The 22,851-nt window shown below is 71.8% G+C and carries 16 protein-coding genes; 4 read left to right on the top strand and 12 right to left on the bottom strand.

Going from position 1 to position 22,851, the window contains the following annotated elements; genetic code table 11:
* Positions 1–42 precede the first annotated feature (42 nt).
* The gene (locus tag ABZX85_RS04125; protein ID WP_355862407.1) at positions 43–576 is read left to right on the top strand and encodes a TerD family protein; all 534 of its coding nucleotides are present in this window, start codon (positions 43–45) and stop codon (positions 574–576) included.
* 100 nt (positions 577–676) lie between these two features.
* Here ABZX85_RS04125 and ABZX85_RS04120 read toward each other — a convergent pair whose 3' ends face one another.
* Both ABZX85_RS04120 and nrdR read right to left on the bottom strand, forming a co-directional pair.
* Positions 677–3,571 (bottom strand): vitamin B12-dependent ribonucleotide reductase, encoded by a 2,895-nt coding sequence (locus ABZX85_RS04120; RefSeq protein WP_355862406.1) that lies wholly within the window; start codon positions 3,569–3,571, stop codon positions 677–679.
* Between the two features lie 165 nt (positions 3,572–3,736).
* Positions 3,737–4,273, bottom strand: a complete 537-nt coding sequence (gene nrdR, locus ABZX85_RS04115; RefSeq protein ID WP_355862405.1) for a transcriptional regulator NrdR — start codon at positions 4,271–4,273, stop codon at positions 3,737–3,739.
* Between the two features lie 499 nt (positions 4,274–4,772).
* Between nrdR and lexA the strand changes: the two genes are divergently transcribed.
* Positions 4,773–5,552 carry a transcriptional repressor LexA gene (gene lexA / locus ABZX85_RS04110; protein WP_355862404.1) on the top strand — a complete coding sequence of 260 codons (780 nt, stop codon included), beginning with the start codon at positions 4,773–4,775 and terminating at the stop codon, positions 5,550–5,552.
* A gap of 170 nt (positions 5,553–5,722) precedes the next feature.
* Here lexA and ABZX85_RS04105 read toward each other — a convergent pair whose 3' ends face one another.
* From ABZX85_RS04105 to ABZX85_RS04090, 4 genes are all read right to left on the bottom strand, one after another.
* Positions 5,723–7,696, bottom strand: coding sequence for an ATP-dependent DNA helicase (locus ABZX85_RS04105; RefSeq protein WP_355862403.1), 1,974 nt, complete (start codon positions 7,694–7,696; stop codon positions 5,723–5,725).
* Between the two features lie 241 nt (positions 7,697–7,937).
* Positions 7,938–8,588: a GNAT family N-acetyltransferase gene (locus ABZX85_RS04100; RefSeq protein WP_355862402.1), complete on the bottom strand. Its 651-nt coding sequence runs from the start codon at positions 8,586–8,588 to the stop codon at positions 7,938–7,940.
* A gap of 61 nt (positions 8,589–8,649) precedes the next feature.
* Positions 8,650–10,521, bottom strand: a complete 1,872-nt coding sequence (locus ABZX85_RS04095; RefSeq protein WP_355862401.1) for an IucA/IucC family protein — start codon at positions 10,519–10,521, stop codon at positions 8,650–8,652.
* A gap of 52 nt (positions 10,522–10,573) precedes the next feature.
* On the bottom strand, positions 10,574–12,115 hold the full coding sequence (locus ABZX85_RS04090; RefSeq protein ID WP_355863082.1) for a diaminobutyrate--2-oxoglutarate transaminase family protein: 1,542 nt from the start codon (positions 12,113–12,115) through the stop codon (positions 10,574–10,576).
* Positions 12,116–12,519: 404 nt separating this feature from the next.
* On the opposite strand from ABZX85_RS04090, the gene ABZX85_RS04085 reads away from it, so the two are divergent.
* On the top strand, positions 12,520–13,719 hold the full coding sequence (locus ABZX85_RS04085; protein ID WP_355862400.1) for a hypothetical protein: 1,200 nt from the start codon (positions 12,520–12,522) through the stop codon (positions 13,717–13,719).
* A 55-nt stretch (positions 13,720–13,774) separates the two neighbouring features.
* Here ABZX85_RS04085 and hflX read toward each other — a convergent pair whose 3' ends face one another.
* The 6 genes from hflX to miaA form a co-directional block, all read right to left on the bottom strand.
* On the bottom strand, positions 13,775–15,265 hold the full coding sequence (gene hflX, locus ABZX85_RS04080; protein WP_355862399.1) for a GTPase HflX: 1,491 nt from the start codon (positions 15,263–15,265) through the stop codon (positions 13,775–13,777).
* A gap of 218 nt (positions 15,266–15,483) precedes the next feature.
* Positions 15,484–17,076 (bottom strand): M1 family metallopeptidase, encoded by a 1,593-nt coding sequence (locus ABZX85_RS04075; protein WP_355862398.1) that lies wholly within the window; start codon positions 17,074–17,076, stop codon positions 15,484–15,486.
* Positions 17,077–17,279: 203 nt separating this feature from the next.
* A complete protein-coding gene (locus tag ABZX85_RS04070) occupies positions 17,280–19,457 on the bottom strand; it encodes an HD domain-containing protein (RefSeq protein WP_355862397.1) in 2,178 nt (725 codons plus the stop codon).
* 289 nt (positions 19,458–19,746) lie between these two features.
* The gene (gene dapF / locus ABZX85_RS04065; protein WP_355862396.1) at positions 19,747–20,625 is read right to left on the bottom strand and encodes a diaminopimelate epimerase; all 879 of its coding nucleotides are present in this window, start codon (positions 20,623–20,625) and stop codon (positions 19,747–19,749) included.
* 73 nt (positions 20,626–20,698) lie between these two features.
* Positions 20,699–21,205: a hypothetical protein gene (locus ABZX85_RS04060; protein ID WP_355863080.1), complete on the bottom strand. Its 507-nt coding sequence runs from the start codon at positions 21,203–21,205 to the stop codon at positions 20,699–20,701.
* A gap of 300 nt (positions 21,206–21,505) precedes the next feature.
* Complete coding sequence (miaA, locus tag ABZX85_RS04055; protein ID WP_355862395.1) at positions 21,506–22,444, bottom strand: tRNA (adenosine(37)-N6)-dimethylallyltransferase MiaA; 939 nt, start codon at positions 22,442–22,444, stop codon at positions 21,506–21,508.
* A gap of 146 nt (positions 22,445–22,590) precedes the next feature.
* On the opposite strand from miaA, the gene ABZX85_RS04050 reads away from it, so the two are divergent.
* Positions 22,591–22,848 (top strand): antitoxin, encoded by a 258-nt coding sequence (locus ABZX85_RS04050; RefSeq protein ID WP_355862394.1) that lies wholly within the window; start codon positions 22,591–22,593, stop codon positions 22,846–22,848.
* Positions 22,849–22,851 lie beyond the last annotated feature (3 nt).

Here is a 22,851-nt window from a genome sequence, read left to right as displayed (position 1 = left end):
GGCAGTTGGGGTCGCGAACCACAGGGGAGAAGGGGAAGGCTGATGAACGGCCTCATCAAGGGCATCCGCAAGGTGGAGATCTCGGTGAAGTGGGACCCCAGTCCCGCGGGGCAGCCGGCCACCGATCTGGACGTGGTCGCCGCGACCTACCTCCAGAGCGATCCGCAGGGCGCTCCCGGTTTCGTCGTGCACTTCGACAGCCGGTCGCCGGACGGCACGATCTACCTCAACCGCGACAGCAAGGACGGCAAGGGCTTCGGCTGGGACGAGGTGATGACCCTCGAACTCGACCGCCTGGACGCGCGCTACGTCCGCGTCGTCGTCGGCGTGATCATCCAGCAGCGCCCCGACCACCGCACGTTCGTCAGCGTCGTCAACCCGAAGTTCCGCATCCGGGAGGGCTACAACGTCCTGGCGGAGGGCGACTTCGGCGACATCCTCGGCTCCACGGCCGCCACCCTCGCCACCTTCGTCCGCGACCCCAAGGACGGCTGGGAGTATCACGACGGCGTCCACGGCTTCGAGGACGACCCGGCCGATTTCACCCGCGTCATGGGCACCACCCGCCCGTCCTGACCCGTCCCACGCGTACGACGACGTAAGGGGCGTCGGCCATGGCCGACGCCCCTTACCTCTGTCACCCGCCGGTCACTCCGGTGAGCGACCGTGCCTCAGGTCAGCTGCATCCGCTGGTCGAGCCGCAGCCCTCGCAGATGTAGCAGGAGCCGGCGCGCTGCATCTTCGTCCCGCAGGAGAAGCAGAGCGGGGCGTCGGCCTGGATGCCGAGCTGCATCTCGACCAGTTCGGCGCTGGTGTGGGCCTGCTTGGGGGCGGGCACGGCGACCGGGGCGGGCAGCGGCGCGGCGGTCACCGGGGCCGCCTGGAGCGGGGCGGACTGGGCCAGGCCCTCGACGTCCACCTCGTCCTCGGCCGCTTCGTACGAGCCGGTCTCCAGGTGGCGCTGGCGCTCCTCGGCGGAGTGGATGCCGAGCGCGGAGCGGGTCTCGAAGGGCAGGAAGTCCAGCGCCAGGCGGCGGAAGATGTAGTCGACGATCGACTGGGCCATCCGCACGTCCGGGTCGTCCGTCATGCCGGCCGGCTCGAAGCGCATGTTGGTGAACTTCGAGACGTACGTCTCCAGCGGGACGCCGTACTGGAGGCCGACGGAGACCGCGATGGAGAAGGCGTCCATCATGCCCGCGAGGGTGGAGCCCTGCTTGGACATCTTCAGGAAGACCTCGCCCAGGCCGTCGTCCGGGTAGGAATTGGCCGTCATGTAGCCCTCGGCGCCGCCGACCGTGAAGGACGTGGTGATGCCGGGGCGGCCCTTCGGGAGGCGCTTGCGGACCGGACGGTACTCGATGACCTTCTCGACGGTCTCCCGGATCGTCGCCTCGGCCTTCTCGGTGACCTCGGCCTGCTCGTCCTTGGACGACTTGGTCTTCGCGGAGAGGGGCTGGCCGACCTTGCAGTTGTCGCGGTAGATCGCGAGCGCCTTGACGCCGAGCTTCCACGCCTCGAAGTAGATCTCCTCGACCTCTTCGACGGTCGCCGTCTCCGGCATGTTGACGGTCTTGGAGATGGCGCCGGAGATCCAGGGCTGGATCGCGGCCATCATCCGGACGTGGCCCATCGGGGAGATGGCGCGCTCGCCCATGGCGCAGTCGAAGACCTCGTAGTGCTCGGGCTTGAGGCTCGGGGCGTCGATCACATTGCCGTTGTCGGAGATGTGGGCGACGATCGCCTCGATCTGCTCCTCCTGGTAGCCCAGGCGGCGCAGGGCCTGCGGGACGGTGCCGTTGACGATCTGCATCGAGCCGCCGCCGACCAGCTTCTTGAACTTGACCAGGGCGAGGTCGGGCTCGACGCCGGTGGTGTCGCAGGACATCGCGAGGCCGATGGTGCCGGTGGGCGCGAGGACCGACGCCTGGGCGTTACGGAAACCGTTCTGCTTGCCGAGGCGGAGCACGTCCTGCCAGGCTTCGGTGGCCGCGGCCCAGACCGGGGTGTCCAGGTCGTCCATGGCCACGGCGGTGCCGTTGGCGTCGGCGTGCTGCTTCATGACGCGGTTGTGGGCGTCGGCGTTGCGCGCGTAGCCGTCGTACGGGCCGACGACCGCGGCCAGCTCGGAGGAGCGGCGGTAGGCGGTGCCGGTCATCAGGGAGGTGATGGCGCCGGCGAGGGCCCGGCCGCCGTCGGAGTCGTACGCGTGGCCGGTCGCCATCAGGAGGGCGCCGAGGTTGGCGTAGCCGATGCCGAGCTGGCGGAAGGCGCGGGTGTTCTCGCCGATCTTCTGGGTGGGGAAGTCGGCGAAGCAGATGGAGATGTCCATCGCGGTGATGACGAGCTCGACGACCTTCTGGAAGCGGTCGGCCTCGAAGGACTGGGTGCCCTTGCCGTCGTCCTTGAGGAACTTCATGAGGTTCAGCGAGGCGAGGTTGCAGGACGTGTTGTCCAGGTGCATGTACTCGCTGCACGGGTTCGACGCGGTGATCCGGCCGGACTCGGGGCAGGTGTGCCAGTTGTTGATGACGCCGTCGTACTGGATGCCCGGGTCGGCGCAGGCCCAGGCGGCCTCGGCGAGTTTGCGGAAGAGCGCCTTGGCGTCGACCTTCTCGATGATCTCGCCGGTCAGGCGGGCGCGCAGGCCGAACTCGGTGCCGTTCTCGACGGCGGTCATGAACTCGTCGTTCACGCGGACCGAGTTGTTGGCGTTCTGGTACTGGACGGACGTGATGTCGTCGCCGCCGAGGTCCATGTCGAAGCCCGCGTCGCGCAGGGCGCGGATCTTCTCCTCCTCCTTCACCTTGGTGGCGATGAAGTCCTCGACGTCCGGGTGGTCGACGTCCAGGACGACCATCTTGGCCGCGCGGCGGGTGGCGCCACCGGACTTGATGGTGCCGGCCGAGGCGTCGGCGCCGCGCATGAAGGAGACCGGTCCCGAGGCGTTGCCGCCGGAGGAGAGGAGCTCCTTGGAGGAGCGGATGCGGGAGAGGTTCAGGCCGGCGCCGGAGCCGCCCTTGAAGATCATGCCCTCTTCCTTGTACCAGTCGAGGATCGACTCCATGGAGTCGTCGACGGCCAGGATGAAGCAGGCGGACACCTGCTGGGGCTGCGGGGTGCCGACATTGAACCAGACGGGGCTGTTGAAGCTGAAGATCTGGTGCAGGAGGGCGTACGCCAGTTCGTGCTCGAAGATCTCCGCGTCGGCGGGCGAGGCGAAGTACTTGTAGTCCTCACCGGCCTTCGTGTACGTCTTCACGATGCGGTCGATCAGCTGCTTGAGGCTGACCTCGCGCTGCGGGGTGCCGACCGCTCCGCGGAAGTACTTGCTGGTGACGATGTTGACCGCGTTCACCGACCAGAAGTCGGGGAACTCGACGCCGTGCTGCTCGAAGTTGACCGAGCCGTCGCGCCAGTTGGTCATGACGACGTCACGGCGCTCCCAGACCACCTCATCGTACGGATGCACGCCGGGGGTGGTGTGGATGCGCTCGATACGCAGGCCCTTGGTGGCCTTGGCGCCCTTGGCTCGGGAACCTCGTGCCGGACCGCTCGCCGTCTCTGTCATGCCGCCTCCCTGGTACAGGCAAAACGCCCAGAAATGCCACGTTGTTCCCGTGACACAGTGTGATTTCTGAAGTCGCGGACCACGATGTCCACTCGTCCGCGACTGGTCTCTTCCTCGCCGCCGTCCGGCCGTCCCCGGTGTCTCCGCCCGGTCGCGGCCCTCGGATCAGTCGGCGGTACCGGCGGGTTGGGGCACCTGGACGCCCCCGCTCCCGCCGCCGTCTCCTTCGCGGACGCCGTCGTCCGCGGCCGTGGTTCCCGGCTCTTCCCTGAGTTCCGCGATCGCGGCCTCGAAGTCCTCCAGCGAGTCGAACGCCCGGTAGACCGAGGCGAACCGCAGATAGGCGACGAGGTCGAGTTCCTGCAACGGGCCGAGTATGGCCAGCCCCACGTCGTGGGTGGTCAGCTCGGCGCTCCCGGTGGCCCGCACGGTCTCCTCGACCCGCTGGCCGAGCTGGGCGAGGGCGTCCTCGGTGACAGGCCGTCCCTGGCACGCCTTGCGCACGCCGTTGATGACCTTGGTACGGCTGAAGGGCTCGGTGACTCCGGAACGCTTGACGACCATCAGCGAACAGGTCTCCACCGTCGTGAAACGACGGGAGCAGTCAGGACACTGACGGCGCCTGCGGATCGACGTGCCGTCGTCGGTCGTACGGCTGTCGACCACGCGGCTGTCGGGGTGCCTGCAGAAGGGGCAGTGCATGGATTCCCAACCCTCCTCACAAGCAGACTCAATGGCCTCACGGGCCCCTCGGGCCTCACGAAGCAGCCCCCAGCATAGGCGATCCCGGAGGGTGCGAATACACGGGGCACCACAACTTCTGGGCCACTGTTTCATCGCGACCACTACATGTGGGGGATTGACGAAAAAACGCAGGCCGTTCCCGCGTGTCGCGCTCGCACGGCATCCGCACAACCGTCCCTCCCGCGCGCGTGCGGCTCGGGACCTGGGCACATGGGGAGATTGCGTGAGCACCACAGGGAGGAGAGGTGGGACTCGGACCGCGGTCCGAGTCGGGCGCGACCCCGGCTGGCAGACTGGGGCGTCAGCCCATTCCGCTTGCCGGACATGACGTGAGCCATACACCTGGGCGCATGATCAAGTCCAACTCTTCGGGGTTTTTCACTCGAACGTGTGTTTGGCGCAACCTTTCGAAAGCAACTACCGTTGTCAAGCAGGGAGACCATCGAGAGGGGCCGCCGTGACCACCACCGCAGACAGTGCCACCATCACCGCCCAGGACCGCTCCCAGGGCCGACTCGACCCGGTGCATGCGATGAACGAAGCCACCAGTCCCGAGGGACACAAGCGCTCCCTGCCGGGCCGACCTCCAGGCATCCGGGCGGACAGCTCGGGCCTGACCGACCGGCAGCGCCGGGTGATCGAGGTCATCAGGGATTCCGTGCAGCGGCGCGGCTACCCACCGTCCATGCGGGAGATCGGCCAGGCCGTCGGCCTGTCGAGCACGTCCTCGGTGGCGCACCAGCTGATGGCTCTGGAGCGGAAGGGCTTCCTGCGCCGCGACCCGCACCGCCCGCGCGCGTACGAGGTGCGCGGTTCCGACCAGTCGGCCGCCGTGCAGCCGACGGACACCGCGGGCAAGCCCGCCGCGTCGTACGTCCCGCTGGTCGGCCGGATCGCCGCCGGTGGCCCGATCCTCGCGGAGGAGTCCGTCGAGGACGTCTTCCCGCTGCCCCGTCAGCTCGTCGGTGACGGGGAGCTGTTCGTGCTGAAGGTCGTCGGCGACTCGATGATCGAGGCCGCGATCTGTGACGGCGACTGGGTCACCGTCCGCCGTCAGCCCGTCGCCGAGAACGGCGACATCGTCGCCGCGATGCTCGACGGGGAGGCGACCGTCAAACGGTTCAAGCGCGAGGACGGCCATGTGTGGCTGCTGCCGCACAACGCCGCGTACGAGCCGATTCCCGGTGACGACGCGACGATCCTCGGCAAGGTGGTGGCCGTACTGCGCCGCGTCTGAGGACGCCGTTCGGTCGAGCCGCCCTGCGTGACTGGGCCCCGGGACCCCTGCGCCGGTTCCGGGGCCCTGTGTTGTGTCCGGACGCCGGTCGGGGGCTCTCACGGGTGTGTTGTGCCAGGGGGCGGGCCAGGGTCCGCCCCCTTTGTCGTGTCCTCGCGTTCGCCCCGCCCTCAGGCGCCCGCCTGCTTCGCCGCCGCGTCGATCGCCGCGAGCGACCTGCGGACCTGGTTGCGGTCCGTCGTGTACCAGAAGTCGGGCATGGACGCCTTCAGGTAGCTGCCGTAGCGGGCGGTGGCGAGCCGCTGGTCCAGGACGGCCACGACGCCGCGATCGCCCATGGCGCGGACGAGGCGGCCCGCGCCCTGCGCCATGAGGAGGGCTGCGTGGGTGGCGGCGACGGACATGAAGCCGTTGCCGCCGGACTCCTCGACCTTCTTCTGCCGCGCGCTCATCAGCGGGTCGTCGGGGCGCGGGAACGGGATCTTGTCCATGACGACGAGCTGGCAGCTGGGCCCGGGCACGTCCACGCCCTGCCAGAGCGAGAGCGTGCCGAACAGGCAGGTCCTCGGGTCCGCCGCGAAGTTCTTGATCAACTCGCCGAGGGTCTCCTCGCCCTGGAGGAGGATCGGGAACTCCGGCATCCGCACGCGCAGTTCCTCGGCGGCGAGCTGGGCGGCCCGCATCGACGAGAACAGACCGAGCGTCCGCCCACCTGCCGCCTGGACGAGCTCGGCGAGTTCGTCCAGCATGTCCGCGCGGTCGCCGTCGCGCGCGGGGCGCGAGAGGTGCTTGGCGACGTAGAGGATGCCCTGCCGGGGGTAGTCGAAGGGCGAGCCGACGTCGACGCCCTTCCACTGCGGGAGGTCCTCGCCGTCGACGCCCTCCGGGGCGAGCCCCAGGGATGCGCCCACGCCGTTGAAGTCGCCGCCCAGCTTGAGCGTGGCCGAGGCCAGGACCACCGAGCGGTCCGCGAAGAGCTTCTCCCGCAGCAGGCCCGACACGGACATCGGGGCGACGCGCAGGGACGCCCCGAAGCGGTCGTGCCGTTCGTACCAGACGACGTCGTACTCGGAGCCCGTCACGATGCGCTCCGCGACGTCGTGGACCGTCTCCACGGACGCGAGCGCCTGCTTGCGGACCGCGTCCTCGTCCTGGACGGACTTGTCGCGGGTCGTGCCGAGCGCGGAGATCACCGCGCGGCCGGCGTCCCGCAGGGCCGTCAGCGCGTAGCGGAGGTCCTCCGGGATCTCCTCCAGCCGTCCGGGCAGGGCCAGTTCCATCAGCCGCTCGAAGCCCTCGGCGGCTGTCTGGAGCTGGTCGGCGACCTTCTCGTCGACCAGCTTCGCGGAACGGCGCACCGCGCGGTTGACCTGTCCCGGGGTCAGCTCTCCGGTGGCGACGCCGGTGACCCGGGAGACCAGTTCGTGCGCCTCGTCGACGATCAGGACCTCGTGCTGCGGGAGGACCGGGGCACCCTCGATGGCGTCGATCGCGAGCAGCGCGTGGTTGGTGACGACGACCTCGGCGAGCTTGGCGCGCTCACGGGCCGTCTCCGCGAAGCACTCGGCGCCGTACGCGCACTTCGAGGCGCCCAGGCACTCCCGGGAGGAGACCGACACCTGCGCCCACGCGCGGTCGGAGACGCCCGGGGTGAGGTCGTCGCGGTCGCCCGTCTCCGTCTCGTCCGACCAGTCGCGCAGCCGCAGCAGGTCCTGGCCGAGCTTGCTGGACGGGGCGGCGGCCTCGAACTGGTCGAAGAGTCCCTCCTCCTCGTCCTGCGGGACGCCTTCGTGGAGCCGGTGCAGGCACAGGTAGTTCGATCTGCCCTTGAGCATCGCGAACTCGGGGCGCCGGCGCAGCAGGGGGTGCAGCGCGTCGACCGTGCGGGGGAGGTCGCGCTCCACGAGCTGGCGCTGGAGGGCGAGGGTGGCGGTGGCGACCACCACCCGCTCGCCGTGCGCGAGCGCGGGTACGAGGTAGCCGAGCGACTTTCCGGTGCCGGTGCCGGCCTGGATCAGCAGGTGGGAGCCGTCGTCGATCACCTCCGCGACGGCTTCGGCCATGGTCACCTGGCCGGGGCGCTCCGCGCCGCCGACTGCGGCGACGGCGGCATGCAGGAGTTCGGGGAGAGAGGGCTTCGTCATAGCGCGACCACCCTACGGCCCGGGACTGACAATCGTGGGGTCGAAGGGGAGGTGAGGGGTGGGACGGGGGGTGAGTGCGGAGCGGGAGGGGGCGCGAGGGGTGGGGCGGGCGCCGGTGAGAGGCGGGGATGAGGTGGGGCGAAGGTGGGGCGGAGTGAGGTGCGAGAAAAAAGTTTGGCGGGTGGGGGAACTCGGACGGCACGCGGAACGTCACTATGAGTAACAAGACAATCCCGGATCGTCACAGATCGTCTTCGTCCGGGAACCGGGGATACGGGGTCAGGGGGTACGGAATGGCGCGGTTGCGGATCATGAGTGCGGCTCGCTTCCAGGGCAGATCGAGTTCGCCGGCGCACTCGAAGCCGGAGGTGGAGAAGACGCTGAGGGAGGCGGCGTTGCGGACGTCGGGTTCGGCGACGACGCGAGGGCAGGAGGGCCGCTTGTCGAGGACGAGTTCGGCGACGGTCCGCAGAAGAATCCCGCCCACTCCTCTCCCCCGGTCCCGCGCGTCGCCGATGAGGAGGTGCAGGCCGGTGTCGTGCGGCAGCGCCGGGTAGTAGCGGGCCAGCGGGTCGAGGTCCGCGCGGTAGATCTCCCAGTAGCTCATGGGGGTTCCGTTGAGCACGCCGAGGCAGGGCACGCTGCGTCCGCCGCCCTGGAGCTGGACGCGGATGTGCCGGGTGGTCCGGATCTCGGGGCCCGCGAGGTCCCAGAAGGCCGCGACGGCGGGGTCGTTCATCCAGCGGGCGACCAGGGGGATGCCGAGTTCGAACGTCACGGGAACGAGGTGAAAGATGCCCAGATGGCACAGGGTGGGGCCCCAGTCGGCGACCCCGTCCAGCAGGTCCTCGGCGGTGCCGTGGCCGGTGTGGCCTTCTTCCACGGTCGGCACAGGGCCGCTCCTTTCGGGAGACGGGAGACGGAGGGAGGTGGGAGGCGGCGGCTGAAGTGCCTCAGGGGGCGAGGGGGTTGGGGACGGTGACGTAGACGGACTGGGTGTCGACGGGGCCGACGAGTTCGTCGAGACCGTGGAGCCGGGTCAGGAGGTTGGCCTTGCAGCGCAGGACGGGTGAGTCGAGCAGACGGGAGGGGAGGGTGCTGCGCATCCGCCGGGGGCCGGCGGCGGCCGATTCGAGGAAGCGGCGGAAGGCGGCGAGCAACAGGCGCTCGTCCACGAGGCGTTCGGAGCCGAAGGCGCCGATCAGACCGAGCACGTTGTTGATGCCGAGGTAGTAGGCGAAGCGTTCGTCGGTGACCTCGTCGGAGACGAAGGTTTCGCTCGCCCCGCCGGTCCCGGGCAGCCGGGAGTCGAGTTCCGCGCGGCGGGACTCGCGGAAGTAGTAGCCCTGGTTGTCGCGGTACCGGCCGCCCACGGGCCAGCCGTCGGGGTCCAGGAGGACGAGGGTGTTCTGCTGGTGGGCCTCCAGGGCGATCCCCGCCTCCCCGTCGAGCCACAGCACGGGACGGACGACGTGGTCCAGGTACCGCAGGAACCACTCGACGGCGACGGCGCCGCGAGGACGCCGGCTGTGGGCGGCGAGCCGGTCGACGAGCGTCGAAAGATGGGAACGGAAGGAGGAATCGCCGTGGGACGGATCGGTCACGGGACGCCGGGCACCGGGCAGGCTCCTCGGAGCCCGCGGACGGGGCGAGACCAGGCCGGCGAGACACGAGACGTCGTCCGACGGGGCGAAGGGGTTGTGCCGGACGACGACGTCCAGTCCGGGCACGGGCCGCCCCTCGCGGTCGTCGACGGCGAGCCAGGCGGGGTCGCGGACGATGTCGAAGTGCGGGTGGGCCGCGTGCCACTGCCGGGCGAGGCCGGTGCGCAGCAGCCGGTGGACCTCGACACCCCGGTGGAGTTCCTTGCGGAGGTTCTCCCGGCGGGAGTTGGTGATGCGCAGCGCCAGCGAGAGCTTGAGCATCGCGGGGGCGCCGGAGCGGTGGACCGTGCGGACGGAGGAGGTGGGGTGCCAGGGAGGACCGTAGGGGCCGAGGTCCTTCAGGAGTCCGGCGTCCAGCAGGGCGACGACTTCCGGGCGGTGGCGTACCTCGCGGAGCTGCCAGGGGTGCAGGGGCAGGGCGGCGTGGCCGTCGGGCAGGGGGAGCCCGGGGCCGGAGAGCCGGGCGGTGAGGTGTTCCGCCCGGACCGGGCGTCCGCTCTCCGTCCAGGCGGAGTCGGCGGCGAGCAGGGAGGGGGCGACGGCGAGCCAGTGCAGGGGGAAGGAGCCGTGCGACTCGGGTGAGTAGAGCAGGGTCTCGGTGTCGGTGAGGCCCTCCCGGCTCTTCGGGGTGGGGTGGAGGGGGTGGCCGAGCAGGAGGGACTGTTCGGCGGAGAGGAAGAGATCGGGGGTGTCGGAGGTCCCGGCGGGATCGAGGGCGCGGGAGCGGTGGTCGGTGAGGAAGAGGGTCGTGCGGCGGAGGGAGTCGGCGACTCGGGCGAGGAGGTCGGAGGTGTCGGTGCCCGGTGTGGTGGCGGCGGCCGTCGGGTGCGCTTCGCGGGTCAGCAGGGCGGCGAGCGTGATCGGGTCCAGGGGTGCGGCGGGGGCGTCGGCGAGCGACGGGGGGCCGAAGCGGTGCAGGCCGGTCGGGGACCAGTACAGGACGGGGGCGAGCAGGGTGAGGCCGCAGGACGGGAGGGGGATGCGGAGGTGGCCGGTGTCCGGGGGCGGGACGGAGGTCTCGCGCACCCAGCAGCGGAGGAGGTTCTCGCTGGTGGCGGCCTGGGCCGCGGTGTGGGGGTCGGGGTGGTTCAGGGGGTCGTCGACGGGGCTGTGGGGGGCGAGGGCCGAGGCGGTCGGCCGTCGGGTGGGTTCGGTGTGCACGGGGAGTCCTCGTGGGGGGTGGGTGGCCCGTGGGTGGCGAGGTGGACGCGGGCTAGGTCGGTGGGGTGTCGGGCGGGGGCGGTGGGCCTACGGTTCGGTCGGACGGCTGCTGAGGTCGGGCGGGGGGATGTTGTCGCTGGACGGGCAGGGGCTGGGCGGGCGGGTACGGGGTGGGCGGGGGCTGTCGGGGGTGCGTTCGCGGTGGTGGGGTGAGGTGGGTGGCGGGGGCGCGGGTGACGGCCGCGACCGCGTCGGCGAAGCGGTCGAGGACGGCGGTCGCCTGGTCGTCGGTGAGGGTGAGGGGCGGCAGGAGGCGGACGACGCTGCGGTGACGGCCGCCGAGTTCCACGATCAACCCGCGCTCCAGGCAGGCGCGTTGGACGGCGGCGGCGAAACCGGGGGCGGCGGGGGACGGGGCGAAGGCGCCGGGGTCGTGCGGCGACGGACCGGTCTCGGGGTCGACCATCTCGACGCCGATCATGAGGCCCCGGCCGCGTACGTCGCCGAGGTGCGGGAACTCCCCGGCGAGGGCGCCGAGTTCGCGGAGCATCCGGGCGCCGAGGGCGGCGGCGTGGTCGGCGAGGCGGTGTTCGCGGACGTGGGCGAGGGTGGCGGCGCCCGCTGCCATGGCGAGCTGGTTGCCGCGGAACGTGCCCGCGTGCGCGCCGGGCTCCCAGACGTCGAGGTCGTCGCGGTAGACGATCACCGCGAGGGGCAGGCTGCCGCCGATCGCCTTGGAGAGGACCATGACGTCGGGGGTGATCCCGCTGTGCTCGACGGCCCAGAAGGCGCCGGTGCGGCCGACGCCGGTCTGGATCTCGTCGGCGATCAGGGGGATGGCCCGCTCGGCGGTGATCCGCCGCATCCGGCGCAGCCAGTCGTCCGGCGCGGGGACGACACCGCCCTCGCCCTGGACGGGTTCGAGGATCATGCAGGCCGGGTGCGGCACGCCCGACCCCGGATCGTCGAGGACGGACTCGGTCCAGCGGGCGGCGAGCCCGGCACCGCGGTCACCGCCGACGCCGTAGGGACAGCGGTAGTCGTACGGATAGGGCAGGCGGGTGACGCGTACGTCGGGGGCGTGGCCGGACGCCTCGGCGGCGCCCGCGGTCATGCCGTGGTAGGCGCCGGTGAAGGCCAGGACCCCGGTGCGGCCGGTGGCGGTGCGGGCGAGTTTGAGCGCGGCCTCCACGGCGTCCGTCCCGGCGGGCCCGCAGAACTGCACGCGCGCGTGGCCGGCGAGTCCGGGCGGGAGGGTGCGGAACAGCTCGGTGACGAAGGCGTCCTTGACGGGGGTGGCGAGGTCGAGGGCGTGCAGCGGCGCCCCCGAGTCGAGCACCTTGCGGATCGCTTCGAGGACGACGGGATGGTTGTGCCCCAGGGCGAGCGCCCCGGCCCCGGACAGGCAGTCCAGGTACCGCCGCCCGTCGGCTCCTTCGACGGTCAGCCCCCGGGCCCGCACCGGCACGATCGGCAGCGCCCGCGCGTACGTCCGCGCAGCCGACTCCCGCACGGCCTGCCGCCGCAGAATCCCCTCGTAGCCGCCCGGCCCGCACTCCCCGGCGCCGCCGTCCCCCCGCTCCCCCGCCCCGATCCCGCCCACGGCTCCCCGCCTTCCCCTCGCCCAGGAACGGGGCCCGCGTCACGCCTGCGCCCCCGGGGCCGCCCGGCCCCACCGCTACCAACCCCGCTCCGACCGGCGGGTTACGGCCTCGCTCAAGATCGGCGCGGCGGCACGGCGCGCTCCTGTGCCGAGGGGGGCGGCACCCGGCTCCTGGAACCCCTGGTACGCCTGACCGGAACCGTTTCTTCGCCCAACTCCCCAGTTCAGGCGGCCCGTAGCGAAACCGTTGCCGTTCCCCCGGAAGTCCCCCACAGCGAGCGCATATCGTGTGTTGCCGTTCCACGTGACCGTGCACTCGTCCCGAACTCGCCGTTCGGGGGGCCGGTTTCGCACGGCACGGCTCCAAGATCGCAGAAAGCAGGGGGAGTTCAGAAATGCCATCCATACGGCCGCCGTTCACCGCTCGTCGAAGGCACAGGACCGTGCTGTCCGCGGTCGCCCTGGCCTCGGTCCTCGTGCTCACCGCCACCGCGTGCAACGGGGACGACCAGGCGAGCGGATCGCCGTCCGCGGCGGCCTCCGCCTCCGACAGCGGGAAGATCCAGATCCCCGGCGACCTCCTGGACCGGCTCAAGCAGCACGGCATCGACCTCGACAAGTGGAAGAACGGCGCCTGGAAGAACTGGGACAAGAACGACTGGCTGCGCGAGGCCCAGGACTTCATCAACCCGATCATCGAGGGCCTGTGGGACCCCGACCGGATGCGGGACGCCCAGGACCCGGACCGCGGTGTCGCCGCCGGTGACCTCTCGGGCGACCAGGGGGTGACGGACCCGGAGCCCGCGCCGGTGGACGCGAAGGCGGTGGCGGCGAAGTACCACGCGAACGTGCCCGAGGCGGGCAAGCTGCTCTTCGACTCCCCCGAGGGCTCGATGGTCTGCTCGGCGACGGTCGTGAAGGACCCGGCGCACCCCGGCAAGTCGAACCTGGTGTGGACGGCGGGCCACTGCGTGCACGCCGGCAAGAACGGCGGCTGGTACCGCAACATCGCGTTCGTCCCGTCGTACAACGACAGCGCGATACCGACGTCGGCGCTCAAGACGGCGACGCGTGAGCAGGTGGCCCCCTACGGCGTGTGGTGGGGCGACTGGGCGCAGACCTCCCAGCAGTGGATCGCGCAGGGCGGCCCGACGGGCGGTGACGGCGCGGCGTACGACTTCGCGGTCATCCACGTCACCCCGGAGAAGGGCGGCTCCGGGAAGTCGCTGGAGGAGACGGTCGGCGGAGCGCTGCCGGTGGACTTCGCGGCCCCCGCGGTCGCGGACGTCGGGAGCATCACGGCGACCGGCTACCCGGCGGCGGAGCCCTTCGACGGGCAGAAGCTGTACCAGTGCGCGGACAAGCCCGGCCGGCTCTCGCTGACGACGGCGGACCCGACGATGTACCGCATCGGCTGCACGATGACCGGCGGCTCCTCCGGCGGCGGCTGGGTCGCGAAGGGTTCGGACGGCAAGCCCGCGCTGGTCTCCAACACGTCGATCGGCCCGGCCACGTCGGGCTGGCTCGCGGGACCGCACCTCGGCGACGTCGCGAAGGGCGTGTACGAGTCGGTGAGCGAGAAGTCCGCCGGCTGACGACATGGCGAAGCGCCGCCCCCGGGAGTGGGGGCGGCGCTTCGTCGTATCCGCGTCAGAGCGCCTGGGCCGGGATGTACGGCGCGAGGTCCGCGGCCAGTTCCTCGTTGACCCGGGCCTTCAGCAGCGTGCCCTCCGCGAGGTGTTCCTCGGAGACGACCTCGCCCTCGGTGTGGGCGCGGGCGACCAGCTTGCCGTGCGTGTACGGCACGAGCGCCTCGATCTCGACGGACGGCCTCGGCAGCTCCTCGTCGATCAGCGCGAGCAGCTCGGCGATGCCCTGGCCGGTGCGCGCGGAGACCGCGATGGAGCGCTTCTCGATCCGCAGCAGCCGCTGGAGCGTGAGCGGGTCGGCGGCGTCCGCCTTGTTGATGACGACGATCTCGGGGACGGCGGTGGCGCCGACGTCCCGGATCACCTCGCGTACGGCGGCGAGCTGCTCCTCCGGGGCGGGGTGGGAGCCGTCCACGACGTGGATGATCAGGTCGGACTCGCCGACCTCCTCCATCGTGGAGCGGAACGCCTCGACCAGGTGGTGGGGCAGGTGCCGGACGAAGCCGACCGTGTCCACCAGGGTGTAGAGGCGGCCGCTCGGGGTCTCCGCGCGGCGCACCGTCGGGTCCAGGGTCGCGAACAGGGCGTTCTCGACCAGGACGCCCGCGCCCGTGAGGCGGTTGAGGAGCGAGGACTTGCCAGCGTTGGTGTAGCCCGCGATGGCGACGGACGGCACCTTGTGGCGCTTGCGCTCCTGGCGCTTGATCTCGCGGCCGGTCTTCATCTCCGCGATCTCCCGGCGCATCTTCGCCATCTTCTCGCGGATACGGCGCCGGTCCGTCTCGATCTTGGTCTCACCGGGGCCTCGGGTGGCGAGGCCGCCGCCCTTGCCGCCGCCCATCTGCCGGGACAGGGACTGACCCCAGCCGCGCAGCCTCGGCAGCATGTACTGCATCTGCGCGAGCGCGACCTGGGCCTTGCCCTCCCGGGACTTGGCGTGCTGGGCGAAGATGTCGAGGATCAGGGCCGTACGGTCGATGACCTTGACCTTGACGACGTCTTCGAGGGCGATCAGCTGGCCGGGGCTCAGCTCGCCGTCGCAGATCACGGTGTCGGCGCCGCTCTCCAGGACGATGTCGCGCAGTTCCTGGGCCTTGCCGGAGCCGATGAAGGTGGCCGCGTCGGGCTTGTCGCGGCGCTGGACCACGCCGTCGAGGACGTACGCACCGGCCGTCTCGGCGAGGGCGGCGAGCTCCGCGAGGGAGTTCTCCGCGTCGCGTGCGGTGCCGGTGGTCCAGACGCCGACGAGGACGACCCGCTCCAGCCGCAGCTGGCGGTACTCGACCTCGGTGACGTCCTCCAGCTCGGTGGAGAGGCCCACCACGCGGCGCAGGGCCGCTCGCTCGGAGCGGTCGAACTGGTCGCCGTCACGCTCCTCGTCGACCGTGTGGCTCCAGGCGACGTCCTCTTCCATCAGGGCATCGGCCCGAAGACCGTCGGCATAGGAGTGCGCGGCGCGCTGGGTGTCCTGGGAAGAAGAAGAGGAGGTCATTGGGTCCTTACGTCGTCGGAGATGCCGCTCGGGCGCCTGTCACCCTGCTCAACGCACGAGGCCCGCGGAAGATTCCCCGCGCTGCGGCCCCGTACCGCGCCGGCCCGAAAATGTTCGCACGCCCCGCCCCGCCGCGTCACCGGCTTATCCACGGGGCTCCACGGGCTCCCGGGCCGGGGCGGCTGGCCGGTGTGCGGACCGCCGCCCCGGGGGCATTCTCAGGGCCGTCCGCGGCGGTCCGCCGGGGTCTCCCGGGCCGGCTTCGCCGGGGTCGGCGTCTGGGACTTCCAGTCCGGGTGACCGGGCATCGGCGGGGTCTTCGTGCCGTAGAGCCAGGCGTCGAAGAAGGCGGCGAGGTCGCGGCCGGAGACGCGTTCGGCGAGGCGGGTGAAGTCGGCGGTGCTCGCGACGCCGTCGTGGTGCTCGGTCACCCAGGCGCGCTCCAGCCGTTCGAAGGCGGGGCGGCCGACGACCTCGCGGAGGGCGAAGAGGACGAGGGCCGCGCCGTCGTAGACGACCGGCCGGAAGATGCTGATCTTCTGTCCCGGCTCCGGGCCCTTCGGGAGGGCGGGCGGGCCGCCGGCCGCGCGCCAGCGGTCGGACGCGCCGTACGCGGCCTTCATCCGGGCCTCCAGCGTGCGGCCCGCCTTCTCCTCGGCGTAGAGGGCCTCGTACCAGGTGGCGTGCCCCTCGTTGAGCCACAGGTCGGACCAGGTGCGCGGGGAGACGCTGTCGCCGAACCACTGGTGCGCCAGTTCGTGGACCATGATCGACTCGACGTACCAGGCGGGGTAGCCGGGCTCGGTGAACAGGTCCTTCTCGAACAGCGACAGGGTCTGCGTCTCCAGCTCGAACCCGGTGGTGGCGCCCGCCATGAGCAGCCCGTACGTCTCGAACGGGTAGGGGCCGACCTTCGACTCCATCCAGGAGATCTGGCCCGGCGTCTTCGCCAGCCAGGGCTCCAGGGCCTTGCGGTCCGCCGTCGGGACGACGTCCCGGACGGGCAGCCCGTGCGGTCCCTCGCGGTGCAGGACGCTGGAGCGGCCGATGGAGACCTGGGTCAGTTCGGTCGCCATGGGGTGCTGGGTGCGGTACGTCCAGGTCGTGGACCCGCGCGCGCGGTCGACGCCGGCGGGCAGGCCGTTGGCGACGGCCGTGTAGCCGTCGGGGGCGGTCACCCTGATGGTGAACATCGCCTTGTCGGAAGGATGGTCGTTGCAGGGGAAGACCAGGTGCCCGGCGTCCGCCTGGTTGGCCATGGCGAGCCCGTCCGAGGTGCGCACCCAGCCGCCCTCGCCGTCCTCCGGGGGCATCGGGTCGCTGGTGTGCCGGACGGTGATCCGCATCCAGCTGCCCTCCGGGAGGGGGCGCTGCGGGGTGACGACGAGGTCCTCGCCCGCGCGCGCGTAGGTCGCCGGTTCGCCGTCGACCTCGACCGACTCGACGTCCCCGTGCGCGAAGTCCAGGTTGACGTGCTCCAGGCGCGCCGTCGTCCACGCGTCGATCGTCGTCACCGCGCGCAGCGGTTTGTCGTTGCTCCCGGGGTACGTGAATTCCAGGTCGTACGCGGCGACGTCGTACCCCGGGTTGCCGAGGTTCGGGAACAGCCGGTCCCCGATGCCGAGTTGCTCGGGGGGAGCGCTCGCGGCGACGAGGCAGAGGGAGAGCGCGGAGGCGACGAAGGCCGCCCGGGCGAGGCGGCGGGGTCCGGGACGGCGAGGTCCGGGGCGGCGGGTGGCGCGGGGTGCGGAGGAATCGGCCGGTGCGGGATCGGTCGTCCCGGGGGCTTCGGTTCGAGGGCTGCGCAGCATGCCCCACCGCTACCAGCGCGCCCGCCCCGCACGGCGCCGACTCGCGTCCGGCCCACCCGAACGGGTTGTCCGGGAGGGCCGAGTTGCCGGGGAGGGACGTTCCTGCGCGCCGGAGGGGGGGTGGAACGGCGTCCGGTGTCACGCCCCACGCGCGCGTGCCGCCCGTGCTCCGCGCGGTGCCCCCGGCGTCCGGTGCCCGCCCCTCAGTGCACCCCCGCGTGGTGCTGCGCCCGGCTCACGTCGTACACCCCAGGAACGTTTCTCATCGCGCGGATCAGGGTGAGCAGCGCGCCCGCGTCGGCGAGTTCGAGGGTGTAGGTGTGGCGGACGCGCCCCTGGGAGGGCGGTTCGACGGTGGCCGAGACGATCTCGGCGCCCTCCAGGGCGATCGCCTCGGTGAGGTCGGCCAGGAGATGCGGGCGGCCGAACGATTCCGCTACGAGGGTGACCCGGCACTCGGTGGAGTCACCCCAGTGGACGTCGGCCTCGGGCCGCCCGGCACCGCGCATGCGCGCGACGGCGGCGCACTCGACGCGGTGGACGGTGACGACTCCCCCGCGCACGGCGAACCCGGTGACCTCGTCGGCGGGGACGGGCGTACAGCACCCGGCGAGCCGCACGCTCACCCCGGGCCGCCCGGCGACGGAGATCGTGCTCCCCGCGCGCGCGGCGGTCGACGGATGCGGCAACGGCCCGTCGGCGCCGCGCCGGCCGCCGCGGCCCCGGGCGCCGGGCGCGGCCTCGGGTGCGGCGGCGTCCTCGGGGGTCTCCTCCCGGACGGCACCGCGCCCCTCCGCGGGGTGCGTGGACAGCCACCGCTGGATGGCGATCCGCGCCGCGGGGGTGTGGGCGTGCTCCAGCCACTCCCTGGAGGGCTCGGAGGCGGGGTCCTGGCCCATCAAGAGCTGGACGGTGTCCCCGTCCCGCAGAGCGGTGCTGAGGGTCGCCAGACGGCCGTTCACGCGGGCGCCGATGCAGGCGTGCGCGTCCTCGCCGTACTGCGCGTACGCGGCGTCGACACAGGTCGCCCCGTCGGGCAGGCCGAGCGTGCCGCCGTCGGGGCGGAAGACGGTGATCTCACGGTCCTGGGCGAGGTCCTCGCGCAGGGTCGACCAGAAGGTGTCCGGGTCGGACGCGGCCTCCTGCCAGTCGAGGAGCCGGGAGAGCCAGCCGGGCCGGGTCGGGTCGACGCGCTCGTCGCTCGCCGTCTGCTCCTCCACCGGGGCCGCGTAGGGGTTGCCGAGGGCGACGACGCCGGCCTCGGCGACCTTGTGCATCTGGTGCGTGCGGATCAGCACCTCGGCGACCTGCCCGTCCTCGCGCGCGACGGCCGTGTGGAGCGACTGGTAGAGGTTGAACTTCGGTACGGCGATGAAGTCCTTGAACTCGGAGACGACGGGCGTCATGCAGGTGTGCAGCTCGCCCAGGACGGCGTAGCAGTCGGCGTCCTCGTTGACGAGCACCAGGAGCCGTCCGAAGTCGGAGCCCCGCATGCTGCCGCGCTTGCGGGAGACCCGGTGCACCGAGACGAAGTGCCGCGGCCTGATGAGGATCTCGGCCTGAATGCCTGCCTCGCGCAGCACCGCGCGCATGCTCTCGGCCATCTCGGCGAGCGGGTCGTCCGCGCGGGAGGCGTTGCCGTCGACCAGCACGCACGTACCCGCGTACTCCTCGGGGTGGAGGATCGCGAAGACCAGGTCCTCCAGCTCGGTCTTGAGCGCCTGGACGCCGAGGCGCTCGGCGAGCGGGATGAGGACGTCCCGGGTGACCTTGGCGATGCGCGCCTGTTTCTCGGGGCGCATCACTCCGAGGGTGCGCATGTTGTGCAGCCGGTCGGCGAGTTTGATCGACATGACGCGTACGTCGCTGCCGGTGGCGACCAGCATCTTGCGGAACGTCTCGGGCTCGGCGGCGGCCCCGTAGTCGACCTTCTCCAGTTTCGTGACGCCGTCGACGAGGTAGCGGACCTCCTCGCCGAACTGGTCGCGCACCTGGTCGAGCGTCACATCGGTGTCCTCGACGGTGTCGTGGAGCAGGGACGCCGTCAACGTCGTGGTCTCCGCGCCGAGTTCGGCGAGGATCAGCGTCACCGCGAGGGGGTGGGTGATGTAGGGCTCGCCGCTCTTGCGCATCTGGCCGCGGTGCGAGGACTCGGCGAGCACGTACGCGCGGCGCAGCGGTTCGAGGTCGGCCTCGGGGTGGTGGGCGCGATGGGCCTCGACGACGTGGCCGATCGCGTCGGGCAGGCGGCCTCTGGTGGCCGGGCCCAGGAAGGCGGCACGACCCAGCCTGCGCAGGTCGATACGGGGGCGGCTGCGCCGTCGGGGGACGGCGGGCACCACCGGGCCTGGGGTCGCGGGATTCGTCGCCTCCGCACTCATGGGCACCTCCGGCTGCGTGGACCGGCGGACGAGTGCCCCAGGGCGGACACGGCTCGGGGACTGGTTTCGGTCTCCCGTCCGGGCCGGTGCTTGATGCTACCGAGCCCACCATGCGCGGCTGACCGCCTCTCGCCGAGCGTGAAACGGATCACCCATTCGAGCGACACTCCGGTGGTTGACTGTTTCGCGCCACTGTGGCCGGAGGGAGTCGCGCATTCCAGCCTCCGGGTGCGCGAAAAGGGGCGGTCCCGTACGGTGCCGGGCCGCCCCTGCCTGCGAAGTGAAGCCGCTACGCGCGCCGACGGGAGGCGTCTTCCAGCCATCCGGATTCGATCGTTCCTTCGGCGACGATCACGGCGGGGCCGGTCATCTCGATCTCGCCGTCGGGCTGTTCGGTGATGACGAGCCGTCCACCGGGCACGTCCACGGTGTACGTCACGGGTGTTCCGGCGGCGGCCGGGTCGGCGCCGTCCCTGCGCGCGGTGGCGACGGCGACGGCGCACGCGCCCGTGCCGCACGAGCGGGTCTCGCCCGAGCCGCGTTCGTGCACCCTCAGGGCGACGTGGCGCGGGCCCCGGTCGACGACGAACTCGACGTTGACGCCCTGCGGGTAGGCGGAGGCGGGGCTGACGGGCGGGGCGGTGAGCAGGTCGCCCGCGTGCGCCAGGTCGTCGACGAAGGCGACGGCGTGCGGGTTGCCCATGTTGACGTTCCGGGCGGGCCAGTGGCGCTCGCCGACGGCCACCTCGACGTCGCCCTCGGGGAGGCGGGCGCGGCCCATGCCGACCGTGACGTCGCCCTCCTTGTCGATGTGGACGCGCTTGACGCCCCCGCGCGTGGCGACCGCGAGGTCGCCCTCCTCGACGTGTCCGGCGTGCTGGAGGTAGCGCGCGAACACGCGCACGCCGTTGCCGCACATCTCGGCCACCGAGCCGTCGCCGTTGCGGTAGTCCATGAACCACTCCGCCTCGGCCGCCATCGCGCGCGCCTCGGGGTGCGCCGCGGACCGTACGACGTGCAGCAGCCCGTCGCCGCCGATGCCCGCGCGGCGGTCGCACAGGGCGGCCACGGCGGCGGGCGGGAGGTCCAGGGCGTTCTCGGGGTCCGGGACGATCACGAAGTCGTTCTCGGTCCCGTGCCCCTTGAGGAAGGCGATCCGCGTGCTCATTCCTCGATCGTACGGCGTGGGTACGACAGCGCCGCTCACACGGGGTGACGGCGACGCTCCACGCGCGCGTGCCTCAGCGGAGCCGGGCGACGCGCCAGACGGCGAGCGCTACGGCCGCGGCGACCATCACGACGTACCCGAGGACGACACGCCAGTCGGGACGGCGTCCGGAGCCCCTCAGGGGCAGTCCCGGCCACGTGTAACCGACACGGCGGGCGGCCATCATGCCCCAGCCCGCGGCGCACGAGCAGATCAGCAGACCGAGCATGGCGACGACGGCGCCGCTGTCGCCGAAGTCGAAGGCGAGCGGGAAGGCGAACATCAGGGAGCCGACGGTGGCCAGGGCGACGATCGGGGCGAGCTGCCAGATCCGCAGCCGACGCTGGGGCCGCAGTTCGACCTCGACCTCGGGGCCGGAGGCGAACATCTCCTCGGGCTCGGGTCCGTCGTCCGTGACGCCGTCGGGTGTCTCGTCCGTGTCGTCGGGGCCGTCGGAGGTGAGTCCGCCGTCGGTGTCCGAGAGGTCGGTGACGGGCTCCTGGAAGGCGTCCGCGGGCTCGGGGAGATCACTGTCCGGCAGGGTGTCCCGGAGTCCGGAGGCGTCGTTGTCACGTCCGCCCGGTCGGGGGATGCCGCCGATCAGGCGAGGAGAGCCGTCGGCCTCGGCGGGGAACCCGTCCGCGTCCGGAAGGACGTCGTCCGGCTTCCGTTCGTCCCGCCCGGATGCGCGGTTCTCGGTGCCTTGTGCGGTGTCGCGAGGGCCGGCCTCCATCGCCACGCGCCCTCCCAACTCGGACTCCACTTGGTCGATCGAAGCTCGATGATGGCACGGCACGACAGGCCCGGATGACGGCCTGGGCGTCCCGATGCCATGACGTGATCAGGCTGTGACCGGTCGTTCGACCAACGCCGATGCGAGGCGCGGAAGTTCCTCCCGGTCCGCCGCGGCCCCACTCAACCAGTGCACCCGCGGATCGCGCCTGAACCACGAATCCTGACGGCGCGCGAAGCGCTTGGTGGCGCGGACGGTCTCGGCCCGCGCCTCGTCGTCGGTGCACTCCCCGGTGAGCGCCGAGAGGATCTGCTGGTAGCCCAGCGCGCGCGAGGCGGTGAGCCCGTCGCGCAACCCCTGCGCCTCCAGTGCGCGCACCTCGTCGACGAGTCCCCCCTCCCACATGCGGTCGACCCGCCGGGCGATGCGCTCGTCGAGTTCGGGGCGCGCGACGTCGACGCCGATCTGGACGGTGTCGTACACCGAGTCGTGGCCCGGGAGGTTGGCTGTGAAGGGCTTGCCGGTGATCTCGATCACTTCGAGCGCCCGGACGATCCGGCGTCCGTTGCCCGGCAGGATCGCCCGCGCGGCGTCGGGGTCGGCGGCGGCCAGGCGCGCGTGCAGGGCGCCGGAGCCGCGCAGTGTCAGCTCCTCCTCCAGGCGGGCCCGGACCTCGGGGTCGGTGCCGGGGAACTCCAGGTTGTCGACGGCTGCGCGGACGTACAGGCCGGAGCCGCCGACGAGGATCGGCCAGCGGCCCTCGGCGAGCAGGGCGTCGATGCGCTCGCGGGCGAGGCGCTGGTACTCGGCGACCGAGGCGGTCTCGGTGACGTCCCAGATGTCCAGGAGGTGGTGGGGAACTCCGGCGCGCTCCTCGATCGTTAGCTTGGCGGTACCGATGTCCATCCCCCGATAGAGCTGCATGGAGTCGGCGTTGACGACCTCACCGCCCAGGCGCCGGGCCAGGAAGACGCCCAGATCGGATTTGCCGGCCGCGGTCGGTCCGACGACGGCGATGACTCGGGGGGCGGGGGGTGCGCTGCTCACGGCACCAGTCTCGCAAACCTCGCGGGCCGTACTCGCACCGGCGAGGTGACGGGATCGGAGGGGCACGAGTACCGTGTGAAACGGATATGGGCGTTTTGCGAATTTCTGTCGGTTGCGGATGACCTACCACGAGGGAAGGTGACCCGATGGGTCTCATGGACAACTTGAAGGCCAAGCTCGGTCCGGCCAAGGACAAGGTCTCCGACCTCGCCCAGCAGCACGGCGGCAAGATCCAGGACGGCATCGACAAGGCCGCCAAGGCGGTCGACGAGCGGACCAAGGGCAAGTACAGCGAGAAGATCCACTCCGGCACCGACAAGGCCAAGGGCGCCGTGGACAAGCTCGCGCACAAGGACGAGGGCACGACCGGCACCCCGCCGAGCTCTCCGCCCCCGGCTTCCTGACCG

The organism is Streptomyces sp. NPDC004539, assembly GCF_040610055.1.
In the GTDB taxonomy this organism is placed as follows: domain Bacteria; phylum Actinomycetota; class Actinomycetes; order Streptomycetales; family Streptomycetaceae; genus Streptomyces.
This window is presented reverse-complemented; position numbering and strand designations above follow the sequence as displayed.